Here is an 18,129-nt window from a genome sequence, read left to right as displayed (position 1 = left end):
TCTCAAAACTCCGTCGTCAGCGAGGTGTAGAGGTAACGGCCATAAGGATTGTAGAGCGACCCCAGATACCCCTCGGACGTCAGTGGCGGCTTTTCGTCGGTGATGTTGCGCGCACCGATGCGCCAGCGCACGTCGGCGCCTTCCTTCGCCCGCAGCAAACGGGCCTCGACGTAGAGGTTCGCGGTCAGCTGCGACTTGACCCGCCACGGGTTGCCGTTCGCATCGACAAAGCCGGTCTCGTCCACGCCGCCGGTGTAGCGGACGAAGCTGCCGACCCGGAAGCGACCCATGGTCCAGGTAAGCGAGCCGGTCCCGCGCCACTTGGGCCGGCCGTTGGCTTCGATCAGATCCTGCGTTTCCGGAAGCGGCGTCGCGATGTTGATCAGGCCCTGCTGGCGCGCTGCGACCAGAGCGTCCACCGCGTCACCCGGAGGGCGCGAGAATTCGATCAAGCGGGAGGCGTTGAGCGAGAAGTCGAACCGCCCGACGCTGGTCCGCGGCGTGGTCCAGTAGAGCCCGAAGTCGAGCCCTCGGACCGTCTGCGGAAGAAGGTTGATGAACCGGTCGCGCACCGCCGTGATCTGGCCGACGGGGTTGAGGCCGGTTCCGGCGAAGGCGGCGACGTCGTCGGCATTGGGGGCGGTGCGGATCACGTTGGGATTGGACGAGCCCTGCAACCGCAGCAGATAATCGAGCGCGATCGCGGTGTCGTTGCCAAGCACGCCGACGATTCCCTTCTGGCGGATCGACCAGTAATCGGCGGTGAAGGTGACCTTGCCGAGGCCGTCCGGAAGGAACTTGGCATCGATCACGGTGCCAAGGTTGTAGTTGGTGCTCTTTTCCGGCTGGAGGTCGGGATTGCCCGCTACCCGGCGCGAATAGCCGACATTGTTGCCGCACGCGCCAAAGCTCGAGATCCGCTTGGCCCGAAGATCAGCCTCGCAGCGGATGAAATCCTGGGTCGTCGACAGGCGGGCATATTCGACCGCGTTGACCTGCTCGAGGTTGGGCGCGCGGAAGCCCTTCGAATAGGATCCGCGCAGGCGCAGGCCATCGGTCAGGTCCCACGCCGCCGCGACCTTGGGCCGGGCAACGCTGCCAAAGTCGCTGTAATGTTCAACCCGCCCGGCAAGCTGGAGGTCGAAGCGGCGGACCAGCGGAATGTTCATCGTTTCGGAGACCAGGGGCACCGCAAGCTCGGCATAACCGGCCGACACGGTGCGCTTGCCGTAGGTGTCGGGGTTGTCGCTGACCGCCGCGGCGTCGCTGACAGTGATTTCGCCGGTGACGAGGTCGACGAACGGCGCCGAGCCGTCCACCGCCGCATCGCGGTCGTCGCGCTGGGTTTCGCGCCGCACTTCGATGCCGAGCGCCAAGCCGACGTCGCCGGCGGGCAGCGCGAACAGGCGCGAACGCGACGCGCGCAGATCGCCCATGGCGAGCGTCGTCTTCGAGCTGCGCTTCAGCTGGAAGCCGATGGCGTTGAGCGCGACCGGGCTGCTCGGGGTGCAGTCGCCGAAGCTCGGCGTCGCGCTGCAGCCGCCATTGAACGGATTGTAGGCGTCAGGCGTGCTGAGCGCGAGGCTGCGCTGCAGCGCCGAACTCTTCACCGCGAACGAGGAATCGACCGCCTTGGCGTCCGAGTAGGTGAAGGCGCTGTCCCAGCGGAAGCCCAGGGTCTCGCCCTTGATCCCGATCAGAGCGCGGCGCTGTTCGCCCGACACGTCGACCCGCTGCGGACCAGTATCGACGAAACGGTAATTGGTCAGCGTCACCGGAAGCCCTTCGGCCGGAACCCCGCTGAGGCCGGGGATACGGTTGGGATTCGGCTGGCCATTGATCAGCAGCGGCCCGAACGGATTGTAATAGTTGCTCGCCGGGATGGTGATCCGGTTGAGGTTGATGACCGGCGGCTGGATGCGGGTCGTGTCCGAATGGTAATAGCCAAGCTCGGTGAACAGGCTGAGATTGTCCGTCAGGTCGTAATGACCCGCGGCAAAGGCGTTGATCCGCTTCACTTCGGGATAGACGGTCGTCCCCACCGCCGTGTCATAGCGGACGTCGCGGAAGGCGCCGGTCGTCGCCAGCGCGGTGTTGACGAGGCAAAGGTCGGACGTCAGCGCATAGGTGCAGCCGCCGAACTGGACCGGGCGCACCGTGAAGGCGCCCGCGGCCGACGTGAGGTTGGTGGTTCCGCGCCGCGGGCGTCCCTGCGTGACCGGGACCGCAAGCGCGGGATAGACACCGCGCGTGGCCCTGGTGTCGGGCGCCGCCAGCCCGCCGAAGAAGGGATCAAGCGCGAACAGGGGCCGAAGGTCGGCCGACCGGGTGAAATCCTGGTCTTCGGCGCGCAGCGCATCGCGCTTGGTATACTCGATCGACGCCGTGATGTTGCCGCGCGCGAAGTTCTTTCCGACCAGGCCGCCGACCTGGAATTCGCGCAGGTGCGTGCCTTCCGCGCCGCCATATTGCGCTTCGAGGCGCAGACCGTCGTAATTGGTCTTGAGCACGGTGTTCACCACGCCCGCGACCGCGTCCGACCCGTACAGCGCCGCAGCGCCTTCGAGCAGTACTTCCAGCCGGCTGAGGCCGAGGGTGGGAATGGCGTTGCTGTTGAAGCTGAGCACCGGAACGGTCCCGGTATCCGACAGGCCCTGGCTCGCGGGGTGGGTCACCACGCGGCGACCATTCAAAAGGACGAGCGTATTGCCGACGCCGAGCGAGCGCAAATTGACCGAACCGACGTCGCCGCGCGCGGCATTGCTGGTCTGCGCATTGTTGCCGGGATTGAAGGTGACGTCGCCCATCTGCGGGATGGCGCGGATTAGCTCGTCGCCGCTGACTGCGCCGATGGCGTCGAGCTTGTCCTCGTTGACGACCACCACCGGAAGCGCCTCGGTGACGCGCGCGCCGACGATGCGGCTGCCGACCACCACGATCTCGCTGGCCGGGGCCTCGCCGTCGGCCGGCGCGGCGGCCTGATCGACCTCCCCGGTCGGGCTGACGACCGAGGGGTCATCCTGAGGCGGCGCGGGCGCCGGCGCGGGTTGAGCGGCCGGCGGTGCCGAGGGCGCGGTCTGCGCCGCCAGCGGGCTGGTCGCGGCACCGAAGACGGTGGCCAGTAGCAAGGTTTTGTAGGACATGGGTTCTCCTCCCCGTTCAGTCTTGCGGCGCGGCACCAAGTGACTGGAGCTCGCCTTCGATATGTTGTTTGGCGGGTGACTCGCCGGGCAGCGGGCGGACTGCCTCCCCGCTCAGCGCCGCGGCAAGCTGCTCGCGATCGAGCGCACCGTCCCAGCGCGCGACGACGATGGTCGCCACCGCATTGCCGATGAAATTGGTGAGGCTGCGGCATTCGCTCATGAAGCGATCGATGCCGAGGATCAGCGCCATTCCGGCGACCGGCACCGAAGGCACGATCGACAGGGTCGCGGCAAGCGTGATGAAGCCCGCGCCGGTGACCCCGGCGGCCCCCTTGGAACTGATCATCGCGACCAGCAGCAGCGCGATCTGGTCGCCCAGCGACAGGTCGACATTGCAGGCCTGCGCGATGAACAGGGCGGCCAGCGTCATGTAGATGTTCGTGCCGTCGAGATTGAACGAATAGCCGGTCGGAACCACCAGCCCGACCACGCTGCGGGCGCAGCCGGCGCGCTCCATCTTGTCGATCAGCGCCGGAAGCGCGGCCTCCGACGAACTGGTGCCGAGGACCAGCAGCAACTCGGCCTTGAGATAGCGAAGCAGCGCGAACAGCGAAAAGCCAGTGAACCGCGCGACGAGGCCCAGGACGACCGCGACGAACAGGAATGACGTCAGGTAGAAGGTCGCCAGCAACATGCCGAGGTTGGCCAGCGTCTGGATGCCATAGGCGCCGATGGTGAAGGCGATCGCACCGAACGCGCCGATCGGCGCCGCGCGCATCAGGATCCCGACCAGCCGGAACACCACGAGACCGAGGCGTTCGAGCATGTCGTGGACCGGCCGGGCGGGCTCTCCCACCAGCGCAAGCGCGATGCCGAACAGGATCGCGACCAGCAGAGTCTGGAGGATCGATCCTTCGGTCAGTGCCGAAACCATGGTGGTCGGGATGACCTCGAGAAGGAAGGCGGTGATGCTGCTTTCCTGCGCCTTCTCTGTGTAGGTCGCGATCGCGCCGGTATCGAGCGTGGCCGGGTCGATGTTCATCCCCGCGCCTGGCTGGATGACGTTGGCGACGATCAGGCCGATGATCAGGGCGAGCGTCGAGAAGAACAGGAAATAGGCAAAGGCCTTGCCCGCGACGCGCCCGACCGCGGCCATTTCCTTCATTCCGGAAATGCCGGTGACGAGGGTCAGGAAGATCACCGGGGCGATGATCATCTTCACCAGTTTGATGAAACCGTCGCCGAGCGGCTTCAGCGATTGGCCGAGGTCCGGCCAGAAGTGGCCGACGACCACGCCAAGCGCGATCGCGACCAGGACCTGGACGTAAAGGTGCCGGTAGAATGGCCGGTGTTCCGGTACGGCCGGCGACGGCTCCGCAATGGTAACGATGCTGGCTCTCCTCCGGACAGTCGCGCACTACTTGTCAGCGACCGCCGCCCGTGCATCCTAACCCCCCGGCCGAGCGCCACCATGCAAACGAAAGAATTGGTTCAACCCGTTGTGATTACAGGGCTTTTTGATCTGCATGGCCATCGGGGCACCGCAAAAGCGTGTGAAAATTCGCGCATTGCGCGGGCTCGCTGTGCGGAAAACCGCACATCATGACCGGACGCCCGCGGCGAGTCGGACTGGTGCTCGCAGTGGCGGTGGCCGCTGTGCTGGCCATTGCCTTTGCCGCCGCCGATCGGTGGAGCCGGGTGACCGCCCGCGACAATGCCGACCTGGCCGCGCAGGGCGCCGCGCGCACCAACCAGGGCCTGCTGATCAGCGAATTGCAGAAATTCCGCCTGCTGCCGCTGGTGCTCGCACAATTCCCCGACGTCGCCACCGTGCTGGCAACCTCGCGCCCTGAGGCGATCGCCGACCTCAACCGCCAGCTCGAACTTCTGGCAGAGCGGACCGACGCGGCCGTCATCTATCTAATCGGCCGTGACGGCGTCACGCGCGCGGCGAGCAACTGGCGCCTGCCGACCAGCTTCGTCGGCCAGAACTATGGCTTTCGTCCTTATTTCCGGGGCGCGATGCGGGATGGCGCGTCCGAATTGTTCGCGCTCGGCACGGTCAGCGGCCGGCCGGGCCTGTATCTGGCACGAAGGATCGACCAGGGCGGCGCGCCGCTCGGCACCATCGTCGTCAAGGTCGAGTTCGACCGGCTCGAACGGGCATGGGGCGCGAACGGCGGGATCGGCCTCGTCACCGATCCGCACGGGGTGATCCTCGTCACCAGCCGGCCCGAATGGCGCTTCCAGACCACCGCGCCGCTGTCCCGCCAAGCGCTCGACGATGCCGTGCGAACGCTGCAGTTCGGCCCCTCTCCTCCGGCCCGCGCGCCGCTGTCGCTATCAGGCAAGGAAGCAAGCGTCAGCGACGGCCGGCGGGCGGACACCTACGTCGCCGCAACCGTGCCGGCGCCGCTCGACGGCGGACGGCTGACGGCGATGGTCGCCCTTGCGCCCTATCTCGAGGAATCGCGCCGCCTTGCCCTGCTGTGGGCGCTCGCGATTCTGCTGGTGACGGGCGCGACGGTCGCGGTCCTGCTTCGGCAATGGGACCGCCAGCGGCTGCTGCTCCAGTCCCGTGCCGCGCTGTCGCTCGAAGTCGAACGGCAAACCGCCGAGCTTCGCGACACCAACGCGCGGCTGAGGATCGAATCGCAGGAGCGCGAGGAGGCGACCAGCAAATATGTCGCCGCGCGCGAGGACCTCGCCCGCGCCAACCGGCTCGGAACGCTGGGCCAGATCACCGCTGGCGTCGCGCACGAGATCAACCAGCCCGTGGCGGCGATCCGCACCTTTGCCGAAAATTCGACCAAGCTCATCACCCGCGGGCGGCCCGAGGAGGCGGAGGTCAATCTCGGCCGGATCATCGCGCTGACCGAGCGGATCGCTTCGATCACGTCGGAACTGCGCAGCTTCACCCGCCGCAAGACGCCCGTCCCGGTACAGGCGACGCTGGGCTCGATCGTCGACGGGGCGCTGCTTCTGCTCGGCGCCAAGGCCTCCTCGCAGATCGCGATCGCGGTTGGAGACGACGACCGGGAGCGGATCCTCGTCGGGGACCGCGTCAGGCTCGAGCAGGTGCTGATCAACCTCCTGCGCAACGCCCTCGACGCGGTCGGCAGGCGTTCCGGGGCGATCGACCTCAGCGCCCATGCCGAGGGCGATCGGATGATCATCAGCATCGCCGACCGTGGTCCCGGGATCGACCCCGCGATCCGCGAGCGACTGTTCACCCCGTTCGAGACGGCGAAGAGCGGCGGTCTCGGGCTCGGCCTCGCCATCGCACGCGACATCGCGCGCGAATTCGACGGCGACTTGTGGCTCCAGGGCGGTGACGGGCCGGGTGCCACCTTTGTTGTCTCGCTGAGGATCGCCCGGTGACCCCGCCCCCGTCGGTACTGTTCGCCGAGGATGATGATGCGCTTCGGCTTGCGACCACGCAGGCGCTCGAACTGGCGGGCTTTACCGTCCAGGCGTTCGAGCGGGCCGATGCCCTGTTGGCGAGCATCTCGGGCGCGTTCGACGGAGTTGTGGTGTCCGATATCCGCATGCCGGGCATGGACGGGATGGAGCTGCTTACCGCGGTCAAGAGCATCGATCGCGGCATTCCGCTGATCCTGGTGACCGGCCACGGCGATGTCCCGCTGGCGGTCAAGGCGCTGAAGGATGGGGCGTTCGATTTCCTCAGCAAGCCGTTTGCGATCGACCACCTGACCGCATCGGTCGCCCGCGCGCTCGAGCATCGCCGCCTGCAGGTCGAGAACCGCCGCCTGCGCGCCGCCGCCGAGGCGAACGATGCGACCGACCCGCTGATCGGCACCAGCATCGCGATGGCCCGCCTGCGCGCCTCGCTGCGGCAACTGGCGGCCGCCGATGTCGATGTCCTGATCGAGGGCGAGACCGGGGTCGGCAAGGAAGTCGTCGCCGCCCAGATCCATCGCTTCAGCAGGCGCGCCGGGCGCCCGCTCATCGCCGTCAACTGCGCGGCCTGGGTCGACACAAGCTTTGAGGTCGACCTGTTCGGCCATGCCAGCGACGCGGTCGCGCATCATCGCTCGGCCCGGCGCGGGATGATCGCGGCGTCGAGCGGAGGCACGCTCCTCCTCGACGAGATCGACAGTCTTCCGCTCGGGATGCAGGCGCGGCTGCTGCGCGTGATCGAGGAACGTGAAGTCCAACCGATCGGCGCCGAACGCCCTGAGCCGGTAAACCTCAAGGTCATCGCGACCAGCAAGACCGACCTTGCCGAGGCCGCGCAGGCGGGCGCCTTCCGCACCGACCTATACCACCGCCTTGCCGCCACCAGGCTCCGCGTTCCCCCGCTCCGCGAGCGCGGGGACGATGTCCGGCTGCTGTTCGACGTCTTCATCGATGAAGCGCGCGAGCTGTTCGGCAGGCCCGACTTCGAGGTTCCCGCCGACCAGCTTGCCGCGTTGCAGCTTCACGACTGGCCCGGAAACGTCCGCGAACTGCGCAACCGGGCCTTCGCCGCGGTGCTCCAGAACGGCGCCGACGAGCCCGGCGCAGCCCCCGCGACAAGCGACCTGCGGCTTCGGGTTGCCCTCTACGAAGCGGCGCTCATCAAGGAGGCGCTCCAGCAATGCGGCGGCCGCGTCCACGAAGCGATCCGGCGCCTCGGCCTTCCTCGCAAGACCTTCTACGACAAGGCAAACCGGCTCGGCATCGAGATCGACGCCTTCAGGCGCTGAAACGACCGCCGTTCGCGGGGACCTCTAAGGGCCGGGAACGTCCCCCGCCCTCAAGGGGTTCGGTCAAGGTGCATCCAACGATGCGCGTCCTCCTTTCAGAGCCGAGCAAAGGTGTTCGCTTGCCTGCCGACAATCGCCCATCGTCCCTAAACCCGTCCCCTGCCCCCGCGCCCTCTCTCGCGCGGCAGCGGTCTGCGGGGACCAGCGATGACTATTCGCGCCTCCACGACGTCCTGCTGGCCTCGCCTCGACACCTCGCCATCGTGCCGTGCAACAAGGTCAGCGAGGATGCGCTCGAAAAGGGGCAGTCGTCCTGCGGGGTTCGCGCCAGCGAGCAGCACCGGCGGCTGAGCGACGCCCTTGCAGCGGCCGGTGTGCGCGTGCGCACCGTGCGCCCGGTCGGCGGCCTTGCCGACCTCGCCTTCACCCGTGACACGAGCCTGATGACCCCGTGGGGGCTGATCGGCCTTCGTCCCGGCGCGGTCCACCGCCGGGCCGAGGTGGACGCCGTGCTGGATACCGTCCGGGCCGCCGGCCTGCCCGTCCTTGGCCGCATCACCGAAGGGCGGATCGAAGGCGGTGACATCTGCCTTCTTCGTCCGGGCCACCTGGTCATCGGCTTGTCCGGACTGCGGACCGACCTTGCCGGCGCGACCGCACTGGCCCGCTGGTTCGAACTGCGCGGCTGGACGGTGACGACGACCCCCGTCGATCCCGATCTCCTGCACCTCGACACCCACTTCTGCATGGCGGGACCCGACCATGCGCTGGCCTGCGTCGAGAAGCTGCAGCCCGACTTCGTCGCCATGATCGAGAGCCTCGGGATCGAGTTGCTCGCCGTGACGCCCGAGGAAGTCTTGGCACTAGGCTGCAATATCCTGGCGCTCGGCGACCGCCGGATCATCAGCACGGGATCGGCACCGCGCGTCGACGACCTGTTGCGGCAGCGCGGCTATGCGGTCGAGGCTGTGTCGCTCGACGAGTTCACGCAATGCGGCGGCGGGGTCCATTGCCTGACCATGCCGCTCCACCGCGGCAGCGGGGCGCACTGACGCCGCGGCAATAGTCGAGCCTTCACCCGCTTTTGCCGGCCGCACTTCTGTGCTCAAAGGCCGCGGTGAGCCACTGGTCCTTCGCCATCGACCGCGGTGGCACCTTCACCGACGTTATTGCCACCAGTTCGGACGGGCGGCAGCGCGTGCTGAAGCTGCGGTCCGAGCATCGCGAACGCTATGCCGACGCCGCGCTCGAAGCGATCCGCCGCGTTCTCGACGAGGAAGGCGGCACGGTGGCGAGCGTGCGGATGGGCACCACCGTCGCCACCAATGCACTGCTGGAACGCAAGGGCACCCCGACGGCCCTCATCACCACTCGTGGTTTCGCCGACGTGCTGCGGATCGGGACGCAGGCCCGGCCCGAAATCTTCGCGCGCCACATCATCCTTCCGACCATGCTCCATACGGCCGTGCGCGAAGTGGGTGAACGCGTCAGTGCAGGCGGCGAGATACTGGTGCCCCTCGACGAGGAGCAGGCCAGCGCCGCGCTTGCCGACCTTCGCGCGCAGGGGTTCGACAGCCTCGCCATTCTGCTGATGCACGGCTGGGCCTATCCCGATCATGAGCGGCAACTGCTGCAGCTCGCGCGGCACGCGGGCTTTGCGCAGGTGTCTGCCAGCCACGAGGTCGCGCCCCTGATCAAGTTCGTCAGCCGTGGCGACACGACGGTGGCGGACGCTTACCTTTCCCCGGTGCTTCGCCGCTACGTCGATCAGGTCGCCGCTGGCCTTCCGGACGATACAGAGCTCAGCTTCATGCAGTCGAACGGCGGGCTCGCAGCCGCTGGGGCCTTTCGCGGCAAGGATGCCATCCTGTCCGGCCCCGCGGGCGGGGTGGTCGGGATGGTCGCGGCCTCCGCGGCCCACGGCAGCGATCGGCTGATCGGCTTCGACATGGGCGGCACCTCAACCGACGTGTCGCATTACGCCGGCTCCCTCGAACTGGCCGAGGAAAGCCTCGTCGCCGGGGTACGGGTGCGCGCGCCGATGATGCAGATCCACACGGTCGCGGCTGGCGGGGGGTCGGTCTGCACCTTTGACGGCCTGCGCTTCCGGGTCGGTCCCGAATCCGCCGGCGCCCAGCCCGGCCCGGCCTGCTACCGCGGTGGCGGTCCGCTGACGGTGACCGACTGCAATCTCCTCCTCGGCCGGATCGTCCCCGAACTCTTCCCCGCGGTATTCGGACCGAACGGCGACCAGCCCCTCGACCGCGCCGCTGCCGAAGCGCGCATCGCCCAGGTCGCGCAAGCGCTGCTTGAGGCCACCGGCACGAGCTTGTCGCCTGAGGAGATCGCCCGCGGCTTCCTCACTATCGCCAATGAAAACATGGCGGCGGCGATCCGCAAGATCTCGGTCGCCAGGGGTCACGACGTCGGCAAATATGCGCTCGCCTGCTTTGGCGGCGCGGGCGGGCAGCATGCCTGCGCAGTGGCCGACCGCCTGGGCATGACGCGCATCCTGGTGCACCCGCTGGCCGGCGTTCTGTCGGCCTACGGGATCGGGCTTGCCGACCTCAAGGTGATCCGGGAGCAAAGCTGGCGCCGGCCGCTTGCCGAGCCGTTCGAAGAAGCCCTCGCCGAACTGACCGGGGAAGCGACCACGGCCCTCGCCGGCCAAGGTGTCGATGCGGCGCAGATCAGGATCGACCGCCGGGTCCGGCTTCGGCTCGACGGCAGCGATACCTCGATCGAGGTGCCGGCCGGCGAACGCGAGACGATGCTGCGCCGCTTCCACGCGCTCCACCGCCAGCGCTTCGGCTTTGAGGACGAGGGCGCCGAGGTGATCCTCGAAGCGCTGGTCGCCGAGGCGGCGGGCGGATCCGCCCTGCCCGCTGCGACCGCTGCCCCGGCCGGACGGGGCGCCGCCGTCGAAGTTCACGGCGACTGGCCCTGCTACCGCCGCGAAGAGCTTGCCGAGGGACAGGAGGTCGAGGGCCCGGCGCTGATCCTCGACGCGTCGTCGACCACGGTCGTCGATCCGGGCTGGCGCGCCGACCGCGTGGCGGACGGGACGCTCGTCCTGTCCCGCACCGTGCCGCTGACCGCGCACAAGGCCGCGGGCACCGACGTGGATCCTGTCCGGCTGGAGATCTTCAACAACCTCTTCATGGCGATCGCCGAGGAAATGGGCGTCGCGCTCCAGGCCACCGCTACCTCGGTCAACATCAAGGAGCGGCTGGATTTCTCCTGCGCGCTGTTCGACGCCGACGGCGCACTGATCGCCAACGCGCCCCACATCCCCGTCCACCTCGGTTCGATGGGCGAGAGCATTCGCACCATCCTCGACCGGCGCGGCGACAAGGCGGACGGCCGCGGCATTCAGCGCAGCGATGCCTATGTCCTGAACGACCCCTACCGCGGCGGAACGCACCTGCCCGACATCACCGTGATCGTGCCCGTCTTCCTCGGCAACGAGGAGCGCCCGTCCGCCTTCGTCGCGGCGCGTGGCCATCATGCCGATGTCGGCGGGATTGCCCCCGGCTCGATGCCTCCGGAAAGCCGCTCGATCCGCGATGAAGGCGTGCTGATCGACAACGAGCTGCTGGTCGACCGGGGCCATCTGCGCGAAGCCGCGATGATGGAATTGCTGACCGGCGGCGAATGGCCCGCGCGGCGCCCCGACCGCAACCTCGCCGATCTCAAGGCGCAGCTTGCCGCCTGCAGCCGCGGCGCTGACATGCTTGCCCGCACCGCCGCCGAATATGGCATCGCCACGGTTCGGGCCTACATGGGCCACGTCCTCGCCAATGCCGAGGAAGCGGTGCGCCGCCTGCTCGGGCGGCTTGACGATGGCGACTTCGCCTATGACCTCGACAATGGCGCGGTGGTGAAGGTCGCGATCCGGGTCGACCAGGCGGCGCGCTCCGCCACCTTCGACTTCACCGGCACCAGCGCGCAGCGCGCGGACAATTTCAACGCGCCCCGCGCCATCGCCCGCGCCGCCGCGCTCTACGTCGTGCGAACGCTGATGGACGACGACATCCCGCTGAACGACGGGTGCCTGCGCCCCGTCACTCTGGTCCTTCCCGAACGCTCGATGCTGAGCCCCGAATATCCCGCCGCGGTTGTCGCCGGCAATGTCGAGACCAGCCAGGTCGTCACCGACGCCCTGTTCGCCGCGACCGGCCGTCTGGCGCCTTCGCAGGGGACCATGAACAACTTCACCTTCGGCAATGCGCGTCACCAATATTATGAAACCATCGCCGGGGGATCGGGCGCAGGCCCCGACCATGACGGGACCGACGCGGTGCAGACGCACATGACCAATAGCAGGCTGACCGATCCCGAGATCCTCGAAACCCGGCTACCCGTCCGCCTCGACCGCTTCGCCATTCGCCGCGGCTCGGGCGGCGGCGGCCGGCATTCGGGCGGCAACGGCGTCATCCGCGAAATCACCTTTCTCGAACCGATGCGCGCCAACATCCTCGCCAACCGCCGCAAGGTCGCGCCGAGGGGACTTGCCGGGGGCGCCGACGCCCAGCCCGGCCGCAACTGGGTCGAGCGCGCCGACGGCCGTATCGAGCCCCTCGGCGCCACTGGCCATGCCGAAATGCAGCCCGGCGACCGCTTCATCATCGAAACCCCCGGCGGCGGCGGGTTCGGGAATGCGACATGAATTACTGGCCCCTCCTTGGCATCGCGCTGGTCGTCCTCGGCTTTGCGCTGCGCCTGAACCCGATGCTCGTGGTGACGGTCGCGGCGCTTGCGACCGGGCTGCTCGGCGGGCTCGACCCGCTGGCGGTGATCGCCACCTTCGGCAAGGCGTTCAACGACAACCGGATCATCGCCATCGTCTGGATTGTGCTGCCAGTGATCGGCCTGCTCGAACGCTTCGGCCTCCAGCAGCGCGCCGCCGCGGTCATCCGAAGCATGGAGCGCGCGACCACCGGCAAGCTCCTGATCCTCTACCTCCTCTACCGGCAGCTGACCGCGGCGATCGGCCTTTATTCGACCGCCGGCCAGGCCCAGACGGTTCGTCCGCTGGTGGCGCCGATGGCACTCGCCGCCGCCGAAAAGCAGCATGGCGAACTTGACCCCGCTACTGCCGACCAGGTGAAGAGCATGGCCGCGGCGACCGACAACGTCGGGCTGTTCTTCGGCGAGGACATCTTCTTCGCCATCGGCTCGATCGTGCTGATCCAGCAGACCCTGCTCACCTACAAGATCAACCTTGCCCCGCTTGAACTGGCGGTGTGGGCCATTCCCACCGCGATCATGGCCTTCATCCTTCACTCGGCCCGGCTCCTGCTGCTCGACCGCAAGCTCAAGGGAGCGCACCGATGATCACGCTCCACTGGCTCTACGTGCTGGCGGGCGCGATGTTCGCCGCCTTCGCGCTGCTGAGCGCGGCCGATCGCAGCAATCCCAAGCGCTTCGGCAATGCCGCCTTCTGGGGCCTGATGGCGATAAGCCTGCTGGCCGGCGACCTGATCGGCGACCTTGGCAATGGCTTTCTGGTGCTTGGACTCGCGGGCCTCGCCGGCTTCGGCTTCGTCGGGCGCGGAAGTCCGCCCACCACCAGCGAAGAGGAGCGGGAACGCTGGTCCGCCAGGCTCGGCAATCGGCTGTTCCTCCCCGCGCTGATCATCCCCGCGACCGCGCTCTTCGGTACTCTCCTCTACAATTACACCCCGCTCGGGCAGAGCGGCCTGTTCGAGGCCAAGCGCGAAACTTACGTCCTGCTCGGCCTTGGCGTCCTCCTCGCGCTTCTCGTCGTCTTCCTGTGGCTCCGGCCCCCGGCGCTCGCCCCGCTGCAGGAAGGGCGGCGGCTGATCGATTCAATCGGCTGGGCCGCGGTCCTGCCGCAGATGCTGGCCGCGCTCGGCGTCCTGTTCGCTGCGGCCGGCGTCGGCGACATCATCGGCGGCCTCACCCGCTCCTTCATCCCCGAAGGCAGCGTCTTCCTGACCACCGTCGTGTTCGCCGTCGGCATGGCGCTGTTCACGATGATCATGGGCAACGCCTTTGCTGCCTTTCCCGTGATGATCGCGGCGGTCGGCGTGCCGCTGCTGGTGCAGGCCTATGGCGGCAACCCGGCGGTGATCGGCGCGGTTGGCATGCTGGCCGGCTTCTGCGGAACGCTGATGACCCCCATGGCCGCCAACTTCAACCTGGTCCCCGCCGCCCTGCTCGAGCTCAAGGATCAGTATGGCGTCATCAAGGCCCAGGTCGCCACCGCGCTGCCGCTGCTCCTCTTCAACATTCTCCTGATTACGGTGATGGCCTTCCGATGACCCAGCTCGACCCCCAGCTTGCCCAGCGCTTCGCTCGCATCGCGCTCGGGCACGTCGCCCAGGAATACCCCCACAAGCTCGACCACGTGCTGGTCCGCGACGAAGACGCGGTGCCGCCGCGCGTGCTGCATCCGGTCTTCTACGGCAGCTTCGACTGGCATAGCTGCATCCACGGCTGGTGGACCCTGCTCACCATTCGCCGCCTGCATCCCGGCCTGCCCGAAGCGGAACGGATCACCATCCTCGCCGACGACAGCTTCACCGCCGACAAGCTCGGCGCCGAGCTTGCCTATCTCGCCCGCTCGCACTCCGCCGGGTTCGAGCGGCCTTATGGCTGGGCCTGGGTTCTGGCACTCCATGGCGAAGCGGTGCTGCACGACGATCGTTCTTGGGGGAGCCGGCTGGAGCCGCTGGCGCGCGCCTTTGCCGAGCGGCTGCGCACCTATCTCGACAAGCTGACCTACCCGATCACCGTCGGCACCCACTTCAACACGTCCTTCGCGCTGACGCTGGCGCTCGACTGGGCGCGCACTCACGACGCCGAGCTTGCCGCGATCATCGCGGCTTGGGCCGAACGCTGCTTCGCGGGCGAGCGCGACTATCGCGGGTGGGAACCGGGGGGCGATGAATTCCTCTCCCCTGCCCTCAGCGTCGCGCTGCTGATGTCGCGCGTGCGCGGTTCGGCCGACTTCACGCCATGGTTCGAAGGCTTCCTGCTCGACAATGGCGCGCTGGAACGGCGCTTCCAGCCGGCCTTCGTCTCCGACCGCAGCGACGGAAAGCTCGCGCACCTCGACGGGCTCAACCTCAGCCGCGCCTGGGCGCTTCGCTCGGTGCGAAAGGTGCTGGCGCCCCATCGGTCCGAGCCCGCTCTGCAGCGCCTCGCCGATGCCAACTTTGCTGCTGCGCTGCCTCACCTCAGCGGCGAATATGCCGGTGAGCACTGGCTTGCGACCTTTGCCCTCCTCGCGATGCTTGCCGACGCCTGACGTCTACAGCGCGGTGTCGATCGCCCGCTTGACCGCGACCTCGTCGTCGCGCGGTGCGGCCTTGGTGGTTCCTGCCGACTTGTAGTTGAGGAGATCGGCGTTACCCGGATCCTGCAGCGCCTCGATCCCCTTGACCGGGCCTGCCAGCGCCGGATTTTCCAGCGCGGGGCTCGCTTCCGCCATCGCTGCGACGGCTGGTTCGACGGTGGGCTGGGTCAGCAGCCGCTCCTTGCTCTGCTCGATCCCGCTATACGCCTGGCTGAACGCGGCGGCGCTGCCCGGGACGCCCTTCCAGCTGTAGAAGACGTGGCCGCCGATACGGCCGATCATCGCCACGCTCGACGCCCAGTAAGGGACCATCCAGCTGGCATGATAATGGGTGGCATGCCCGACGGGCGCATAGACCTCGCCGTCGAGGGCGCGGCGGGCCACTTCCATCGCGCGCCGCCAGCCCGTGACCGAAGGCACCCGCGCCAGTGATCCGTCGCAGGTGAAGGTGAACTGGCAGCCGGTCGTCCGCTCCGACCCCTGATAGACCACGCCGCACACCGAATTGGGGAAGGCGGCGTGGCGGACGCGGTTCAGCACGACCTGCGCGACCGCGCGCTGGCCGTCCTCGCTCTCCGACCCAGCCTCGTAATAGACCGCCTCGGCAAGGCACTTTTCGGCCCGTTCGCGCGAAATGGTGTCCGCGGCGGTGAAGCTGAAGGGCGTCGCCGCGCCAAGCGCACTGGGCTGGACACCGCGCTCGGCCGCCTGTTCGGGCGTGATCTGCATCACCGCGGCCTGGCGGACGGCGGCGGGACGCGGGAGCGAGGCCCAGGCGCGGTCCTTGGCCGAAGGCTCGAACAGGAACAGGCCGGCAGCCCCAAGGCCGAGCAGCGCGACCACGGCGCTGGAACGCAAGCCGGGGCGCGGACGGCCTTCCGCACCGCCCGGCCACGCCTTCGCCACTCCCGCTTTCAGCCTGCGCAACGACAACCCTTTGTTACTCCCCGTCCCGGCGCCGCGCGCCAAGGCTTGACCATATCGCGAGCGTTCGTCCAAGGCGTCACCCGACACGCTTGACCGAGCGCGAACCGAACCTCTTCCGCACCCTCGTCATCTATCGTCCGGGCGCCCGTATACTGAAGGAATTCGCAATGAGCGAGAGCAGCATCACCCTTGAAACTGTTGAAGAAGTTCGCCCCGGCGCCGATGCCCACATTCGCGCCAACAAGCTGCCGGTTATGACGGGCACCGATGAAGGCGACCTGAATTGCGGCAAGTGCGGCAAGACGATCGCCGAGAAGACCACCCCCGCCAGTTTTCGCCGCAAGATCCAGACCGATCAGCGGCTGATCGTGGAATGCCCTTGCGGCGCCCTGAACGTCGTTCCGAAGTCCTGATCGCCGCCTAGTCGACGACGCCGAGGCGGCGCCAGGTCGGCAGGGTCTTCTCGGTGAAGAACCCGGCCTGACGCTGCGCTTCTGCCACTTCTTCCTCGTCCGTCAGCGGCTTGCCCTCGCGGGCGAGCTTGCGGCCCAATCGCGCCAGGCCCTGCCGAAGGCCCGCAGCGGCCTTGACCTCGAACCCTGCCGGGTCGCCGGCGTGGAGATCGAGCAGGATGAGGTCGCTTTCGCTCGCCGCGACCGCCGAGCGGAGATTTCCCGCGGCAAGATGCCGGTAAGGCGCGCCGACCCCGGCCAGCGCGGCGACCTTGCGGTTGACGGGGGCGCATCGCCCCGCCCCCTCAGCCTCCCCTCGCGAGCAGCCGAGCCAGCCGCCGTGAAGCAGCAGGAGGAGCTTGCGATTGAGGATGCTGGGGTCCGCGGCGATCGCCGGCACCCTCGCCAGCTCCCCAAGGGTGCGACTGCCCTCGCCGATCGCATCCATCAGTACAGCCACGCTGTCGCGCTGGAGGGTCACCGAGCCGAACCCGCTCGACACCGTAACCTCGGCCGGCATCGGGCCCGGCTTGGCGCGCCAGAAGCGATAGTCTTCGGCGCAGACCGATTGCGCGACGTGCCGCTGCCGTACCCCGCGGACGAACAGGTCGCGGCGGAAGGTCTGGTTGATCAGGCAATCGGTCACGTCTTCGCGCAGCTTGGGGTCGCTCCGCGTCTTGAGAATGTCCTGGAAGGCCGCCGGAAGGATCGCCGGCATCAAATTCTCGGCGATGGTCGCGCTGGCCGCGAGGCTGAGCTTGGCCTGCCCAAGCTCGGTCATCACCTTCGAGCACCATAGGGGATGCCAGTTTTCGTGGAGATATTCCTGCACGAGGTAGGGCGCGGGCTTCGTGCGCGTGCTCTCGATCCGCGCCTTCAGCGCCGGAAGCGCTGCGGTCACCCCGCTGCCCGCGGCCTCCATTTGCTCGAATAAGGCCCGCCCCGCCTCGACCGCGCCGATCCCCTTCGCCAGTCCTTCGCTCTCGTGCAGGCGAAGGAGGTGCTGGAACGGCTGGGTCGAGACCCATCCGGGCATGGCATTGTAGGATACATAGACTGCGGCGCCCGGATTGGTGGCGGCCGACAGGATGTCGACGATGCTGTGGCGGATCGCCAGCGGGATCCATGAATAGATGCCGTGAAGCGCGACATAGTCGAAGCGACCCAGGTCGTCCGGCCACGCGGCGCCGAGCGTACCGAAATCGCCTTCGACGAAGCGGACATTGGCAAGGCCAAGCTCGCTCGCCAGCGCCGTCGCATGCGCGGTGTGTTCCGGGCTGAAGTCGACGCCGACGAACTCGCCCTGCGGATTGGCGGCGGCGAGGAGGCAGAGGCCGAAACCCTGCCCGGAACCGAGCTCGAGGTAGCGAAAAGGATCGCCGCTGCGCTGGCGCGGTGCGACCACGCCCCGGGTCGCCAGCGCGAAGTCGATCCAGTCGGGCGCCATCTCCCGGTAGAAGCCGAAGGTATAGCCCATCGACACATTATAGCCGTGTGACCAGTCGGTCATGTCCCCCCCGTTACCGCTCGGCGCGCCCCCGCGCCCCGCCCATGAAAAAGGGGGCCCCTCGCGG

At 68.1% G+C, this 18,129-nt stretch carries 12 protein-coding genes; 8 read left to right on the top strand and 4 right to left on the bottom strand.

Annotation, left to right across the window (positions count from 1 at the left end; genetic code table 11):
- Window positions 1-2: 2 nt before the first annotated feature.
- Together ABD729_RS07005 and ABD729_RS07000 are read right to left on the bottom strand one after the other, a co-directional pair.
- The gene (locus ABD729_RS07005; RefSeq protein WP_344709439.1) at window positions 3-3,143 is read right to left on the bottom strand and encodes a TonB-dependent receptor domain-containing protein; all 3,141 of its coding nucleotides are present in this window, start codon (window positions 3,141-3,143) and stop codon (window positions 3-5) included.
- A 16-nt stretch (window positions 3,144-3,159) separates the two neighbouring features.
- Window positions 3,160-4,533, bottom strand: coding sequence for a dicarboxylate/amino acid:cation symporter (locus tag ABD729_RS07000; RefSeq protein ID WP_344709650.1), 1,374 nt, complete (start codon window positions 4,531-4,533; stop codon window positions 3,160-3,162).
- Window positions 4,534-4,745: 212 nt separating this feature from the next.
- Here ABD729_RS07000 and ABD729_RS06995 point away from each other — a divergent pair, with 212 nt between their 5' ends.
- The 7 genes from ABD729_RS06995 (at window position 4,746) to ABD729_RS06965 (ending at window position 15,128) form a co-directional block, all read left to right on the top strand.
- Window positions 4,746-6,524: a sensor histidine kinase gene (locus ABD729_RS06995; RefSeq protein WP_344709438.1), complete on the top strand. Its 1,779-nt coding sequence runs from the start codon at window positions 4,746-4,748 to the stop codon at window positions 6,522-6,524.
- Window positions 6,521-7,852: a sigma-54-dependent transcriptional regulator gene (locus tag ABD729_RS06990; protein WP_344709437.1), complete on the top strand. Its 1,332-nt coding sequence runs from the start codon at window positions 6,521-6,523 to the stop codon at window positions 7,850-7,852. The genes ABD729_RS06995 and ABD729_RS06990 overlap by 4 nt, the downstream gene beginning before the upstream one ends.
- A 119-nt stretch (window positions 7,853-7,971) precedes the next feature.
- The gene (locus ABD729_RS06985) at window positions 7,972-8,904 is read left to right on the top strand and encodes a dimethylarginine dimethylaminohydrolase family protein (RefSeq protein ID WP_344709436.1); all 933 of its coding nucleotides are present in this window, start codon (window positions 7,972-7,974) and stop codon (window positions 8,902-8,904) included.
- Between the two features lie 65 nt (window positions 8,905-8,969).
- Window positions 8,970-12,521 (top strand): hydantoinase B/oxoprolinase family protein, encoded by a 3,552-nt coding sequence (locus tag ABD729_RS06980; protein ID WP_344709434.1) that lies wholly within the window; start codon window positions 8,970-8,972, stop codon window positions 12,519-12,521.
- The gene (locus tag ABD729_RS06975; protein WP_344709433.1) at window positions 12,518-13,189 is read left to right on the top strand and encodes a DUF969 domain-containing protein; all 672 of its coding nucleotides are present in this window, start codon (window positions 12,518-12,520) and stop codon (window positions 13,187-13,189) included. Before ABD729_RS06980 ends, ABD729_RS06975 begins: the two co-directional genes overlap by 4 nt.
- The gene (locus ABD729_RS06970; protein WP_344709432.1) at window positions 13,186-14,139 is read left to right on the top strand and encodes a DUF979 domain-containing protein; all 954 of its coding nucleotides are present in this window, start codon (window positions 13,186-13,188) and stop codon (window positions 14,137-14,139) included. The genes ABD729_RS06975 and ABD729_RS06970 overlap by 4 nt, the downstream gene beginning before the upstream one ends.
- A complete protein-coding gene (locus ABD729_RS06965; protein ID WP_344709431.1) occupies window positions 14,136-15,128 on the top strand; it encodes a DUF2891 domain-containing protein in 993 nt (330 codons plus the stop codon). The genes ABD729_RS06970 and ABD729_RS06965 overlap by 4 nt, the downstream gene beginning before the upstream one ends.
- 3 nt (window positions 15,129-15,131) lie before the next feature.
- Here ABD729_RS06965 and ABD729_RS06960 read toward each other — a convergent pair whose 3' ends face one another.
- A complete protein-coding gene (locus ABD729_RS06960) occupies window positions 15,132-16,034 on the bottom strand; it encodes a cell wall hydrolase (protein ID WP_344709430.1) in 903 nt (300 codons plus the stop codon).
- 158 nt (window positions 16,035-16,192) lie between these two features.
- Here ABD729_RS06960 and ABD729_RS06955 point away from each other — a divergent pair, with 158 nt between their 5' ends.
- Entirely contained in the window at window positions 16,193-16,516 is a 324-nt protein-coding gene (locus ABD729_RS06955) for a hypothetical protein (RefSeq protein WP_344709429.1), read from the top strand.
- 7 nt (window positions 16,517-16,523) lie between these two features.
- Here the strand turns inward: ABD729_RS06955 and ABD729_RS06950 are convergent, their stop codons facing one another.
- Window positions 16,524-18,065 carry a methyltransferase regulatory domain-containing protein gene (locus ABD729_RS06950; RefSeq protein WP_344709428.1) on the bottom strand — a complete coding sequence of 514 codons (1,542 nt, stop codon included), beginning with the start codon at window positions 18,063-18,065 and terminating at the stop codon, window positions 16,524-16,526.
- Window positions 18,066-18,129 lie beyond the last annotated feature (64 nt).

The organism is Sphingomonas humi (genome assembly GCF_039536725.1).
GTDB classification, from domain to species: domain Bacteria; phylum Pseudomonadota; class Alphaproteobacteria; order Sphingomonadales; family Sphingomonadaceae; genus Sphingomicrobium; species Sphingomicrobium humi.
Note: the sequence above shows the minus strand (reverse complement) of the source record. Positions and strands in the feature narration are given on the sequence as shown.